Consider the following 12,627-nt stretch of genomic DNA (forward strand, 5'->3'; position numbering starts at 1 on the left):
GTGCGGCATGCGCCAGGAGCTGCTGCGCCATGGTTGATTGGATCGCATTGTTGTTGGCCGTGATGGTGCTCGTGGTTCCGATCGGAGTGGGGTGGATGGCATTGAAGCTGTCTGACCGCAAGGCGCACCGGCCCCGTGGGGACTGCCCGTGAAGCGACCACCGTCGACGGATGAGCGGGGCGTCGCACCGGCGGGCCCTGCAGATTTACCCGCACTGGAGCAGCTCGAAAACGCCGCGTTCTCCAGCGACAGGATTTCGCGCAGGAGCTGGGGGCGTCTGTTGTTGAGCCCCTCGGCCCGCGTGCTGGTGGTCCGATCGGGACAGACATTGGGTGGGGCCTGCGTGGTATTGCGCCGCGAAGGATCGTCCGTGGCACGCCTGTACTCCATAGCGGTGGCACCGTCCGTGCGGCGCGCGGGCGTGGCCAGCGGGCTGCTGGCTGCGGCGATCCGCGATGCGCGTGATGCGGGCTGTGCGGTGCTGCGGCTGGAGAGCAGGGCTGGCAACCTGTCGGCGCACCGTCTGTTCGCGCGCCACGGCTTTGTGCACACCTGCTGCAAAACCGCTTACTACGAGGATGGCGAACAGGCCCTGTGCTTTCAGAAGGACCTGTTCGATGGCGCATTGGCCCAGGCGGCGGCGTCGCACCAGGTGCGCCACTACGCGCAGACGCTGGACTTCACCTGTGGCCCCTGTGCGCTGCTGATGGCGATGTCCGCCATGGACCCGGCCATGCCGGTGAACCAGGCGGCCGAGATCCGCCTGTGGCGCGAGGCCACCACGGTGTTCATGGCCGCAGGCCATGGCGGGTGTGGGCCTTTCGGGTTGGCGCATGCCGCGCTGGCCCACGGCTTTGAGGTGTCGGTGTATGCGGCTGCCGGTGCATGGCTGTTCATGGACAGCGTGCGCGACCCCCGCAAGAAGGACGTGATCCAGTTGGTGGAGAACGACTTCAGGGCGGCACTGGAGGCGCGCCAGGTGCCGATCCATGCGCGGCCGGTGTCGCCCGACAGCGTGATCGAGCAGCTGCGGGCGGGGCGCCTGCCCATTGTGCTCATCAGCTTGTGGCGCCTGCACCGGCAGAAGACGCCGCACTGGGTGGTCATCACCGGCTTCGATGGTGCGGTGTTTCGCCTGCTGGACCCCATGGCACGTTCCGGTGACCCGGACGGCGGTGTGTCCATCAGTTGGAGCGAATTCAAGAAAGTCGCAAGGTATGGGCGCCGTGGGCGCACTGCCGCCGTCATCCTTTCTGGAAAGAAATAAATTGTCCTCAGAACATGTCATCGTGGTGGAAAAACTGGCCGACTTTCGATGGAGCCAGCCCGACATCAAGGTCATCACGGCAGAGCAATTCGTTGCAGAGCAGCCGCTGCACCGTGGGCGCGTGCGCAAGGTCACCAACCTGTGCAGGAGCTACGGCTACCTCAGCATGGGCTACTACTGCTCGCTGCTGGCCGAGGCGCGTGGTGACCGCGTAACGCCCAGTGTGGACACCATCCTGAGCCTGCAGCGCAAACGCCTCGAGCCGTCGGCGCTGGCGCAGCTGAACCGGCTGATTGGCCCGCTCAAGGAGATACCGCGCTCGGTGAACACACTGACGCTGCATGTCTTCTTCGGGATCATGGACGACCCGTCACTGGCTGCGCTGGCTCGCAAAAGCTTCGAGCTGTTCCGTTGCCCGCTGATGGAGGTCACGCTGGAGAGGCAGGAGCAGTCGGCCCATTGGCAGATCGGTGGCCTGCAGGCGCTGGACCTGCGCGATGTCGATGCCGCGCGCGACGAGGTCTTTGTGCAGGCCCTGCTCCAGTACACACGGCGTAGCTGGCGCCCCATGATCGCGATGCCCCAGCCGCGCATGGACCTGGCGGTGCTGCACGACCCGCACGATCGTCTCCCGCCGTCCAACCTCAAGACCCTGCGCAAGCTGGTCGATGTGGGGCAGGAGATGGGCATTGCCGTCGAACTGATCGAAAAAAAGGACCTGGCGCGGCTGACCCAGTTTGACGCACTCTTCATCCGCGAGACCACGGCCGTGACCCACCACACCTTCCAGTTCGCGCGCAAAGCCATGGCGGAGGGCATGCCGGTCATCGACGACCCCGCGTCCATCCTGCGCTGCACCAACAAGGCTTTTCTGGCCGAGCTGCTGCGCGAGCATGCCATTGCCACCCCGCTCACGCACATGGTCAGCCGCCGCACGCTGGCCGACATGCAGCACCGGCTGGCCTACCCGGTGGTGGTGAAGGTGCCGGACGGCGCGTTCAGCCGCAGTGTGAAAAAGGCGGAGAACTTTGAACAGCTGCATGGCATCGCCCGGGACATGCTCAAGGAGTCGGAAATCATCCTCGTGCAGGAGTTCATGTACACCGACTTCGACTGGCGCATCGGCGTGCTGGCAGGCCAGGCCATCTTTGCAGCGAAGTACTTCATGTGCGACGGCCACTGGCAGATCCTTCAACACACGGCCAATGGCAAGTACACCGAGGGCCGGGTGCAGGCCATACCGCTGGACCAGGTGCCCCCGCAGGTGGTGGCGGCGGCTGTCAGCTCTGCCCGCCTGGTGGGCGATGGTTTCTATGGCGTGGACCTGAAGGCCACGGCGTCCGGGGTGTACGTGATCGAGATCAACGACAACCCGAACCTCGATGTGGGGGTGGAGGACGCAGCCTTGGGCGATGGCCTGTACCGCTTGCTGCTCACCCATTTTCTCAGGCAGGTGGAGCAGCGCTTCAGCAACAGCCGCGTGGTGGGCGGCCTGGATCACCAGCCCGCCCTGGGCCTGGCGGTGGCTGCGGGCTAGCGCGTGTTGTCCGTTGGCGGGTCGGCACCCGACATTGGCCCGATTGCAAAGGGAGGGTGTGGGCAGATGGTGGGGCTGCTCACACCCGCTCTTTCTTCTGTGGGGACGCGGCAGTGTGCGATTGATTTGCTATCAAATAAGTAGCATATAGCGCTTTGTGGATGCGCGGGAGGCCGCTTTTTCTCTTGTTTTCTTGGTTTGTGTCTGTGCCGCGCTCACCAACAGACGCCAGTCCTGCGCCTGCTTGCCGCGCAGCCCGCACAGGTGTGGACACGGCGGGGGCTTGGGGCTGGTTCATCATGGCTGTCATGGCAGTTGCTTGTGCCTGGTTGGTGAATGGGACTGCGACCAGGGCATGCGGGCGCAGCCCCCGTGGCCGGCAGACGGTGCGATGATTGGCGGGCCCTCTGCCGCACTGCCGCTGCCTTGGCATCCTCCCAAATCCGGTGTGGCTGCTGCAGGCGGGCGCTTGATCTTCAGCCCCCCATGACCCAGGCAACACCCCACCAGTCCCCCGTCTCGAATCCGCTGGATTCAATCGCCCCGTTGTTGTTTGTCGCGCTCTGGAGCACGGGCTTCATCGGTGCCAAGCTGGGCTTGCCCTACATCGAGCCGCTGACCTTCCTGGGGCTGCGCTTTGCCATCGTCACCGTGCTCATGCTGGCCGTGGTGGCGCTGGCGCGCGCGCCCTGGCCGCCGGCAGGCAGGGCCTGGGGGCACATCGCAATGTCGGGCCTGCTGGTGCATGGCGTGTACCTGGGCGGGGTGTTCATGGCCATCGGGCACGGGTTGCCGTCGGGCATCACGGCGCTGGTGGTGGGCTTGCAGCCTCTGTTGACCGCGCTGGTCGCGGGCGCCTTGCTGGGCGAGAAGGTGCGGCCCGCGCAGTGGGTTGGGCTGGGGTTGGGGTTCAGCGGCGTGGCGCTGGTGGTGGCGGGCAAGGTGGCGACCGTGCCTGCCGGTGCCTTGGCGGGCATGCTGCTGCCCGCCCTGGTGGCGCTGCTGGGCATCACGGCGGGAACGTTGTACCAGAAGCGGTTCTGCCCCTCGTTCGACCTGCGCACGGGCTCGGTGATCCAGTACCTGCCGTGTGCCGTCGCCATGGCGGTGCTGGCCTATGCGACTGAAACCATGGCGATCACATGGAGCGGTGAGTTCGTGTTCGCGCTGGGCTGGCTGGTGCTGGTGCTGTCCCTGGGCGCCGTCAGTTTGCTGAATGTGCTGATCCGCCGCGGCGGCGCGGTGAACGTGGCCAGCCTGTTCTACCTGACCCCGCCCACGACCGCGCTGATCGCCTGGGCCGTGTTTGGAGAGACGCTCAGCGGCTGGGCGCTGGCGGGCATGGCGCTGGCGGCTGCGGGGGTGTGGCTGGCCAGGCAGACTCGATAGCGGTCGCGTGTCCCTCCGATTGGGGTCATGCGGGCATTGCCTGAACTCGCGCTGCTCCTACCTTGCTATGCAGGGCTGGAGCGGTCTCGGAAGTCGTGTGCCCATGAGAAAGCCCGCAAGGTGGGCTGGGAGCCAGGAGCGCTCGCATCCTGATGCTCGAAGTGAAGGGTGACGCCCTCACTCGTTGTGAGTATCACTGCAAGCGGTGGTTGCGTTGGAACGACCGAGCGGATTTCGAGGCCTCTTGATTTCGCCAGGATCAAGAATTCATTGAGTGGCCTGCTGTGGCGCAGCAGCGCTGTGTCCGTCAGTTTGAGAGGGCCGCCGCGAGGGCGTCCTGAGAAGAAACAGTCTGAGAACAACGTATACATCAGCAATGGCGCATCGAAATGAAATTCGATGACGCCGTAGGCCAGGATGACTGGAAAACAGCGCTCATCTCCAGCACGATAGGGCCCATCGGGGCCGATGGGCCCGTAAATCTCGATGCTGTCTGGTTGACCGAAGATTTTCGTAATGTCTTCGGGCGAGCAATTTCTTTTTGGCGTAAGAGGCCCAAACCGGCCGGACTGAAGAAATTCGAAAAGCGATATCTGAAGCTTCTTGTTTTTCATCTTCGAGTGTGGGCGCGCTTTAGTGCATCACAGCTTGCGCAGCCGCTCCAGCGCGGCGCGCAGCGTGTCGTCTTTCTTGGCGAAACAAAAGCGCACCACGCGCTGGTCGAACCCGTCGCCGTAGAACGCCGACAGCGGAATCGCCGCCACGCCCACTTCGCGGGTGAGCCACTGGCAGAAGTCCGATTCGTTCAAATCGCTCACGGCCGAGATGTCCACGCACTGGAAGTAGCTGCCGGTGCTGGGCAGCAGCTTCAGGCGCGAGTCCGCCAGGCCCTGGCGGAACAGGTCGCGCTTGGCCTGGTAGAACGCGGGCAGCTGCAGGTAGGGCGCCGGGTCCTGCAGGTAGGCGGCCAGGCCGTGCTGCATGGGCGTGTTCACGGTGAACACGTTGAACTGGTGCACCTTGCGGAACTCAGCCGTCAGCGCGGCGGGGGCCGCCACGGTGCCGACCTTCCAGCCGGTGACGTGGAAGGTCTTGCCAAAGCTCGACACGATGAACGCGCGCGCCGCCAGGCCCGGAAAGCGCGCGGCGCTTTCATGCTCGGCGCCGTCGAACACCATGTGCTCGTACACCTCGTCGCTGATGAGCAGGATGTCGGTGGGCGCGAGCAGGTCTTCGAGATGGCGCATCTCCTCGGCCGTCCAGATCGTGGCGCTGGGGTTGTGCGGGCTGTTGATGAGGATGGCGCGGGTGCGCGGCGTGATGGCCGCGCTGATCTTGCCGAAGTCGGGCCGGAAGCTGCCGGGCGTGAGCGGCACGCGCACCGCCTTGCCGCCTGCCAGCTCGATGTTGGGCACGTAGCTGTCGTAGCAGGGGTCGAGCACGATGACCTCGTCACCCGGGTGCACGACGGCCAGAATGGCGGTGATGATGGCCTGCGTGGCACCGGCCGTGATGGTGACTTCGGTGTTGGGGTTGTAGGCGCGGCCATGCAGCGCTTCGATCTTGCGGGCCACGGCCTCGCGCAGCACCGGCACGCCGGGCATGGGCGGGTACTGGTTGTGGCCGGCCTGCATGGCCGCCGTGACGGCGTTCACCAGCTCGGGGGCGCATTCAAAGTCGGGAAAGCCCTGGCCCAGGTTGACGGCCTGGTGCTCTGCGGCCAGCGCCGACATCACGGTGAAGATGGTGGTGCCCACGTTGGGCAGCTTGCTGGGGAAGGACGGAGTGCTCATCGCGTGGAGTGAATCATGGGAAATCAGCGCGGCGTTTGTCGGCCCGAAGGCCGCGGAGCAGGCCAAGCCAGCGGACGCCGTGGAACTGGCTTTGCCAGGCCACCGGCGGCGTCCCCCTGGAGGGGGAAGCCGCGAAGCGGCTCAGGGGGTGTTTCAAAGTTCGTAGTCGTTCACATGACCGGTCATCGCCCGGGCGATGAGTTCGCGGCTCAGGCGGTCGCTGAGCAGCTCGGCAAACTTGTAGACGAAGTTGCGCAGGTAGGCTCCGCGCTTGAAGGCCACGCGGGCCACGCTCTGGCCGAACAGGTGGCCCACGGGGCGCACCACCAGGTCGCCCATCGGGTCGTCGCGCATGGCCATCTCGGCCACGATGCCAATGCCCAGGCCCAGGCGCACATAGGTCTTGATCACGTCCGAGTCGATGGCTTCGAGCACGATGCGCGGCTGCAGCTTGCGGGCGGCAAAGGCGTGGTCGATCTTGCCGCGGCCGGTGAAGGAGGGGTGGTAGGTGATGAGTGCTTCGTGCGCCAGGTCATCGAGGCCGATGCGTTCCTTTTGCGCCAGCGGGTGGTCGGTGGGCACCACCAACACATGCTGCCATTCGTAGCAGGGCAGGGTGACCAGCTCGGGGTAGTCCGCCAGGGACTCGGTGGCCATGCCGATCTCGGCCACCTCGTCGATGATCATGCGGGCCACTTCGTGCGGCGTGGCCTGGTGCAGGCTGATGTTGACCTTGGGGTACGCCTCGCGCAGGCGCGCCACCGGCACCGGCAGGACGTAGCGGGCCTGGGTGTGGGTGGTGGCGATGCTGAGCGTGCCGCTGTCCTGCGCGCTGAACTGCTCGCCGATGCGCTTGAGGTTACCCACCTCGCGCATGATGACTTCGATGCTCTTGAGCACGTGCTGGCCCGGCTCGGTGATGCGCTTGAGGCGCTTGCCGTGGCGCGCGAAGATGTCCACGCCCAATTCTTCTTCCAGCTCGATGATGGCCTTGGAGACACCGGGCTGGGATGTGTGCAGGGCCTTGGCCGCCTCGGTCAGGTTGAGGTTGCGCCGCGCGGCCTCTTGCACAAAACGGAATTGGTGCAGATTCATATCTGATATCGCCTAAAGAGTTGCATCATTATGCTGCAACCATCTAAAGAAATCAGACAACCCTGCCTGATTTATCGCCCGGCGGGGCTCTCACAGGCTATATCGGCCATCAGTGCGGTCATGCGCGGGTCTTCGCCGATGGCCTGCTGCACATGGAATTGCGTGGCGGGGTGGGCGCTGCGCAGCGCCTGCACCAGCACCGGAAGGTCTTCCCGCGCGTGCTTGCCCGTGCCCAGAAACATCGGCACTACGGTGACCTGCGCGGCACCTTGCGCTACCAGCTGGGCAGCGGCCTCGGGCAAGCTGGGGCTGCACAGCTCCAGGTACGCGCAGGCCACGGGCCGCTCGGGGTGGGCGGCCGCAATGCGTGCGGCGACTGCTTCCATGGGCGCGCGCCACAGGGGGTCGCGCGACCCATGGGCAAACAAGATGATGGCACTCAGGCTCATGGCGTATCGGGGTCGAAGTAAGAAAGCAGGAAGCTAACGCCTGAGCACTAGCCACCCGAACGCGGCCAGCGACAGCACGGAGTAGATGAGCCCCGGCGCCGCGGCAGTCAGCCACGGCGACCAGTTCTGCAGGTTGCCCGCGTAGCCGAACACGTTGTTCAGCAGGAAGAAGCTGATGCCCGCCATCACCCCGCCGAACACGTAGCCCGCAATGCCGCCCGAGCGGAAGTGCAGGTAGGCAAAAGGCAGGGCCAGCACCACCATCACCAAGCACGAGAGCGGGTAGAACACTTTGCGCCAGAACTCGATCTCGTAGCGCTGGGCGGACTGCCCGTTGGCATCCAGATGGCGTATGTACTGGAACAGGTCGATGGTGGCCATGCGGTCGGGCTTGAGCAGCGATGCAGCCACCATGTCGGCGCTGATGCGGGTGGGCCACTGCAGCGTGGGGGAGTCCAGGTGCTCGACCCGGGCCTCGGTGGTGCCGCGCTGCTCGAACTTGCTGCGCTGCACTTTTTCAAGCTCCCAGGCGCCATCGGTGCCAAACTGGCCCGAGGCAGCGCGCGTTTGCGATGCCAGGCGGCCCTTGCCGTCGAACTCGAAGATGCGCACATCCAGCATGCCGCCGTTCGGGGTGAGTGCGCGCACATTCACCGCAAAGGAGTGGTCCTCTTGCCGCTCCTTGAGCCAGGCGCCCGTGGCGCCGGTGGTCAGGCGGCCCAGGTACCGCACCTTCACCAGCTGGGCCGCTCGGTCGGTCAGCGGCGCAATGTAGTCGCCCACCGCGAACGTGAACAGCACGAACACGCCGCCCAGCGTCAACAGGGTGCGCAGTGCCCGCCAGGGGCCCATGCCGCTGGTGCGCATGATGGTGAACTCCGAGCTTTGCGCCAGGCGCGCCATCACGAAGATGGTGCCGATGAGCACCGTGATGGGCAGCAGTTCGTACAGGTGGCTGGGAATGCTGAGCACCACGAACAGGAAGGCGTGCGACAGCTGGTAGCCCTCGGCACCCGTCCTGCCTACCCAGCGCAGTTCGTCCACCAGGTCAAAAAAGAAGAACAGGGCCAGGAACCCGGCGGTCACGAAGGTGACGGCCAGCAGGGCTTCGCGGTGGATGAGTCGGCGGATGGTTTTCATGGGGCGCTCCGGGGCTTCGGGCCGGCCTGCCAGAGCCGGCGGATGGTCCATTGGTTGTGGCGCGCGGCCAGCACCAGCAGCGACGCCACCAGCATGCCGCCGTGCAGCAGCACCATGAAGCTGGCCAGGCCGAGCCTGCCGGCCCCGACCCAGCTTTGCCCCAGGGTCATGAGGTTGTAGTAGACGATGAAGGCAAAGAGCGCGAACACCAGGCTGGTGCTGCGCGCGGCCCGCGGGTTGACGCTGGCCACGGCCAGACCCAGCACCACGAAGTTCAGGGCCGCAAGCGCGAGGCCGATGCGCCAGCCCAATTCGGCCTGGAAGGCGGGCAGGGGGTTCATCACCAGTTCATGCGTGGCGCGGGTCTTGACAGACAGTTCTTCGGCCGACCCCGAGGGCGCCGAGCCGATGCGGGTGCCGTATTCGGAGAACTCGCTCACCTTCACGCCGGGTTTGTCGCGCGTGGTCTCCAGGCGCTGGCCGTCCGTCAGCAGGGCCATGCGCTCGCCGTTCTGGGTCTCCAACCGCGCACTGCGCGCCGATGTCACGGACTCCCGCGTGCCGTCGGTGGCGGCGATGAAGATGTTGTTGCCGGTCTGCGTGTCCGCGCTTTCCTTGTCGATGAAGAACACGCGGCTGCCGTTGGAGGATTCCTGGAATTCGCCCGGTGCGATGCGGTCGATGTCGCTGCGCTGCTCGTAGCGGGTCTTGAGTTCCTGGATCTGCGAGTTGGCCCAGGGCCAGACCAGCAGCGAAAGAACGGCGACCACCGCCATCACCGGCCAGGCAAACCGCACCAGGGGCTTGAGCAGGCTGATGAGGCCGCGGCCGCTGGCGAACCAGATGACCATCTCGCTGTCGCGGTACATGCGCGACAGCGTGCCGACCACGGCGATGAAGAGGCTCAGGCTCAGGATGGTGGGCAGCTGCCCGAGGACGGTGAAGCCCATGACCAGCATCACATCGGATGGACTGACACTGCCCCGGGAGGCCTGGCCGAGGGTGCGGATCAGCATCATGGTCATGACCACGGTCACCAGCACCACGAGCGTCGCACCAAAGCTGCGCGCCAGCTCCTTGCGGATGGATGAATCGAATAACATTGGCTCGCAGCCTGTAGAGCACGCTGAAAAAGGAAAACATCGATTATGAACTTTGATCTCAAGACCCTTGAACTCACTGCGGCCGCGTCGGAAAAATGCGATCTGCTGATCGCGCTCATCCCCGAGGGGTTCAAGCCCGGGAAGGACGCGCTGTCCACCCTGGCTGCGCAGGCGCTCAAGAATGGAGATCTGGCCACCAAGGCGGGCAAGAGCCTGCAGCTCTACCAGGCCGCCGGCACCGCCGCCCGCCGGTTGATCCTGCTGGGCGCGGGCGACGGTGCGGCCCGTGCCATGCGCCAGGCGCTGCTGGCCGTGGGCGGCGCCATCAAGGCGCCGCATACCAAGCGCGTGGTCGTGTGTTTTGCCGCCAAGGCACAGGCGGGGGCCGTGAATGCCGCCGTGCAGGCGGTGGCGGAGGCCAGCTATGTCTACACCACCACCAAGTCCAAGGTGGAGGCGCGGGCCCTGAGCCGCTGCGTGGTGGGCGTGCACAGCGCGGCCGACGTGCGCGAGGCCTTTGATACCGGCGTGGCCTTGGTCTCGGGCGTCGAGTTTGCGCGCGAATGGGGCAACCGCCCCGCCAACCACGCCACGCCGACCCTGCTGGCCGATGCCGCCAAGACCCTGGCCAAGCTGCCGCGCATCCAGTGCAAGGTGCACGGCCCGGCGGAAGTCGCCCGCCTGGGCATGGGCGCCTTCCTGGCCGTGGCGCGCGGCTCGGAAGAGCCCCTGCGCTTCATCGAGCTGCGCTACAGCGGTGCGGCCAAGGACAAGGCACCGGTGGTGCTGGTGGGCAAGGGCATCACCTTCGACACCGGTGGCATCTCCATCAAGCCCGCGGCCGAGATGGACGAAATGAAGTTCGACATGTGCGGCGCCGCCAGCGTGCTGGGCGTGTTCCGCGCGCTGGGCGAGCTGCAGCCCGACATCAACGTGGTCGGCCTGATTCCGGCCTGCGAGAACATGCCCGACGGCCGCGCGGTCAAGCCCGGCGACGTGGTCACCAGCATGAGCGGCCAGACCATCGAGATCCTGAACACCGATGCCGAAGGCCGCCTGGTGCTGTGCGATGCACTGACCTATGCCGCGCGCCTGAAGCCCGCCGCCGTGGTGGACATCGCCACCTTGACGGGTGCCTGCGTGATCGCCCTGGGCGGCGTGCGCAGCGGGCTGTTTGCCAACAACGATGCGCTGGCCACGGCGCTGCAGGACGCAGGTGACACTGCGCAGGACCTGTGCTGGCGCATGCCGCTCGACGACGACTACGCCGACGGGCTCAAGAGCAATTTTGCGGACATGGGCAATGTGGCGGGCCGCGCGGGCGGATCGATCACCGCAGCCAAGTTTTTGCAAAAGTATGTGGGCGACCTGCCCTGGGCGCACCTGGACATCGCCGGCACCGCCTGGAAGGGCGGGGCGGCCAAGGGCTCCACCGGCCGTCCCGTGGGACTGCTGGTGCAGTACCTGCTGAACGAAGCCGGCGCGACCGCCGGCAAGGCTGCCAAGGCGGCCAAAGTGACCAAGGCTGCCAGGCCCGCATCGGCCGCTGCAGCCGCTGGTGCGCCGCGCGCCGCCACCGCCAAGCCCGCGTCGAACCGGCGCACGGCCAAGGCCGGCGGCGCCTGAGTCCTGCAGGGCACAGCGCATGACCGAAGTCGCCTTTCACTTCAATGCCCCCGACAAGCTGGCGTACGCATGCCGGTTTGCGCGCAAGGTACAGCGCAGCGGCGCGCGCCTGGTGATCTCGGCGCCCGCCGACACGCTGGTGGCGCTCGACCGCATGCTCTGGGCGCTGGCACCGCAGGACTTTGTGGCGCACTGCCGTGACGACGCCGACGAAGAACTGGTGCACGCATCGCCCGTGCTGCTGGCCGCTGACGCACGCACCGCTGCGCACCACGAGGTGCTGCTGAATCTGCATGCCGAAGTGCCCGAAGGCTTCGGCCGGTTCGACCGCCTGGTCGAGGTGGTGAGTGCGCAGGATGAGTCGGACCGCATGCAGGCACGGGCGCGCTGGAAGCACTATGCATCGCGCGGCTACGCCATCACCCGCCACGACCTCGTGCTGAAAGCCGGCTGATGGCACAGCAACCCCCTCGCACGCCGCCCCGCTTTGTTCCCACGCTCACCGAAGTGGTGCAAACGCCGGATGCCGTGCCTGCACACGGGGCGCCCGGTGCGCCCCTGGCGACTGCTTCGCCGGTTACAGCCGGGCGCACCACGGTGGTCTCGTCGCCCTTGCCGCCAGTGGTGCGGCCCGCCGCAGCGGGTGTCGCTGCGCCCGCGGTGCAGGTGTCTGCCGTGCGACCGCCGTTGCCCAGCGCGCAACCGCCCGCGGTGATGACCCAGCGGCCTGCACCGGCACCGGCACCCGTGCCGGCATCGATCCCCGCTCCAGCAGCGGCCTCCGGGTCTGCAGGTGTGTCAGCGTCAGCGTCAGCGACCGCGTCTGCGCCAGTGGCATCAGCCAATGCGAACACCGCGGCAAGCCCGCTGGCAGCGGCTGCCAGCGCGGGTGTACTCACCCGGCGGCTGCCCGCGGTCGATGCGCCCGCGCCGCCGCCTGCCAGTGTGCCCCGCGCCATGGTGGCGCCACCCGCTGTGGCCCGCGCGCTGCCCGATGGCTTCGAGGAATACATGGTGCACCGCGTGATGCAGCGTGTCGACGTTGTGCTGGATCAACGTCTGCGCGAAGCGATCGCCACAGTGGTGCAAGAGCAGACAAGATCGGTGCTGCCGCGGCTGCGCGAAGAGATCGAATCGGTGGTCCGCCACGCGGTGTACGAGGCCGTGGCCGATGAGTTGGCGAGTGGCACGCCTGTGGCGCCCAAGGGTTAACAGGGTATTCCCCTGT

At 66.4% G+C, this 12,627-nt stretch carries 12 protein-coding genes; 6 read left to right on the top strand and 6 right to left on the bottom strand.

Annotated features, from left to right (window positions below; translation table 11 throughout):
- Nucleotides 1-148 precede the first annotated feature (148 nt).
- From ACSQ3D_RS26940 to ACSQ3D_RS26950, 3 genes are all read left to right on the top strand, one after another.
- Complete coding sequence (locus ACSQ3D_RS26940; RefSeq protein WP_436128878.1) at nucleotides 149-1,267, top strand: peptidase C39 family protein; 1,119 nt, start codon at nucleotides 149-151, stop codon at nucleotides 1,265-1,267.
- A gap of 1 nt (nucleotide 1,268) precedes the next feature.
- A complete protein-coding gene (locus ACSQ3D_RS26945; RefSeq protein ID WP_436128879.1) occupies nucleotides 1,269-2,804 on the top strand; it encodes a RimK family protein in 1,536 nt (511 codons plus the stop codon).
- Nucleotides 2,805-3,290: 486 nt separating this feature from the next.
- Nucleotides 3,291-4,193: a DMT family transporter gene (locus tag ACSQ3D_RS26950; protein ID WP_436128880.1), complete on the top strand. Its 903-nt coding sequence runs from the start codon at nucleotides 3,291-3,293 to the stop codon at nucleotides 4,191-4,193.
- 65 nt (nucleotides 4,194-4,258) lie between these two features.
- Here ACSQ3D_RS26950 and ACSQ3D_RS26955 read toward each other — a convergent pair whose 3' ends face one another.
- The 6 genes from ACSQ3D_RS26955 to lptF form a co-directional block, all read right to left on the bottom strand.
- A complete protein-coding gene (locus ACSQ3D_RS26955) occupies nucleotides 4,259-4,807 on the bottom strand; it encodes a hypothetical protein (RefSeq protein ID WP_436128881.1) in 549 nt (182 codons plus the stop codon).
- A gap of 27 nt (nucleotides 4,808-4,834) precedes the next feature.
- Nucleotides 4,835-5,986, bottom strand: coding sequence for a pyridoxal phosphate-dependent aminotransferase (locus tag ACSQ3D_RS26960; RefSeq protein ID WP_436128882.1), 1,152 nt, complete (start codon nucleotides 5,984-5,986; stop codon nucleotides 4,835-4,837).
- 153 nt (nucleotides 5,987-6,139) lie between these two features.
- Nucleotides 6,140-7,081 (bottom strand): CysB family HTH-type transcriptional regulator, encoded by a 942-nt coding sequence (locus tag ACSQ3D_RS26965; RefSeq protein WP_099655625.1) that lies wholly within the window; start codon nucleotides 7,079-7,081, stop codon nucleotides 6,140-6,142.
- A 71-nt stretch (nucleotides 7,082-7,152) separates the two neighbouring features.
- A complete protein-coding gene (locus ACSQ3D_RS26970; protein ID WP_436128883.1) occupies nucleotides 7,153-7,530 on the bottom strand; it encodes a sirohydrochlorin chelatase in 378 nt (125 codons plus the stop codon).
- Between the two features lie 33 nt (nucleotides 7,531-7,563).
- Complete coding sequence (gene lptG / locus ACSQ3D_RS26975; protein WP_436128884.1) at nucleotides 7,564-8,670, bottom strand: LPS export ABC transporter permease LptG; 1,107 nt, start codon at nucleotides 8,668-8,670, stop codon at nucleotides 7,564-7,566.
- Nucleotides 8,667-9,773, bottom strand: coding sequence for an LPS export ABC transporter permease LptF (gene lptF / locus ACSQ3D_RS26980; protein WP_056414734.1), 1,107 nt, complete (start codon nucleotides 9,771-9,773; stop codon nucleotides 8,667-8,669). Before lptF ends, lptG begins: the two co-directional genes overlap by 4 nt.
- 45 nt (nucleotides 9,774-9,818) lie before the next feature.
- Between lptF and ACSQ3D_RS26985 the strand changes: the two genes are divergently transcribed.
- From ACSQ3D_RS26985 to ACSQ3D_RS26995, 3 genes are read left to right on the top strand one after another with little or no spacing between them, the layout of a single operon-like run.
- Nucleotides 9,819-11,399, top strand: a complete 1,581-nt coding sequence (locus ACSQ3D_RS26985; protein ID WP_436128885.1) for a leucyl aminopeptidase — start codon at nucleotides 9,819-9,821, stop codon at nucleotides 11,397-11,399.
- Nucleotides 11,400-11,418: 19 nt separating this feature from the next.
- Nucleotides 11,419-11,853, top strand: a complete 435-nt coding sequence (locus ACSQ3D_RS26990; RefSeq protein ID WP_056414740.1) for a DNA polymerase III subunit chi — start codon at nucleotides 11,419-11,421, stop codon at nucleotides 11,851-11,853.
- Nucleotides 11,853-12,611 (top strand): hypothetical protein, encoded by a 759-nt coding sequence (locus ACSQ3D_RS26995; protein WP_436128886.1) that lies wholly within the window; start codon nucleotides 11,853-11,855, stop codon nucleotides 12,609-12,611. Before ACSQ3D_RS26990 ends, ACSQ3D_RS26995 begins: the two co-directional genes overlap by 1 nt.
- Nucleotides 12,612-12,627: the final 16 nt, after the last annotated feature.

This window comes from Acidovorax sp. LjRoot117, from assembly GCF_964252695.1.
Taxonomy (GTDB): Bacteria; Pseudomonadota; Gammaproteobacteria; order Burkholderiales; family Burkholderiaceae_C; genus Acidovorax.

What these genes read in the sequence shown, in the direction of transcription:
- ACSQ3D_RS26950 (WP_436128880.1), top strand. Translation starts at nt 3,291, where the DNA reads ATGACCCAGGCAACACCCCACCAGTCCCCCGTCTCGAATCCGCTGGAT.
- ACSQ3D_RS26955 (WP_436128881.1), bottom strand. Translation starts at nt 4,807, where the DNA reads ATGAAAAACAAGAAGCTTCAGATATCGCTTTTCGAATTTCTTCAGTCC.
- ACSQ3D_RS26960 (WP_436128882.1), bottom strand. Translation starts at nt 5,986, where the DNA reads ATGAGCACTCCGTCCTTCCCCAGCAAGCTGCCCAACGTGGGCACCACC.
- ACSQ3D_RS26965 (WP_099655625.1), bottom strand. Translation starts at nt 7,081, where the DNA reads ATGAATCTGCACCAATTCCGTTTTGTGCAAGAGGCCGCGCGGCGCAAC.
- ACSQ3D_RS26970 (WP_436128883.1), bottom strand. Translation starts at nt 7,530, where the DNA reads ATGAGCCTGAGTGCCATCATCTTGTTTGCCCATGGGTCGCGCGACCCC.
- lptG (WP_436128884.1), bottom strand. Translation starts at nt 8,670, where the DNA reads ATGAAAACCATCCGCCGACTCATCCACCGCGAAGCCCTGCTGGCCGTC.
- lptF (WP_056414734.1), bottom strand. Translation starts at nt 9,773, where the DNA reads ATGTTATTCGATTCATCCATCCGCAAGGAGCTGGCGCGCAGCTTTGGT.
- ACSQ3D_RS26985 (WP_436128885.1), top strand. Translation starts at nt 9,819, where the DNA reads ATGAACTTTGATCTCAAGACCCTTGAACTCACTGCGGCCGCGTCGGAA.
- ACSQ3D_RS26990 (WP_056414740.1), top strand. Translation starts at nt 11,419, where the DNA reads ATGACCGAAGTCGCCTTTCACTTCAATGCCCCCGACAAGCTGGCGTAC.
- ACSQ3D_RS26995 (WP_436128886.1), top strand. Translation starts at nt 11,853, where the DNA reads ATGGCACAGCAACCCCCTCGCACGCCGCCCCGCTTTGTTCCCACGCTC.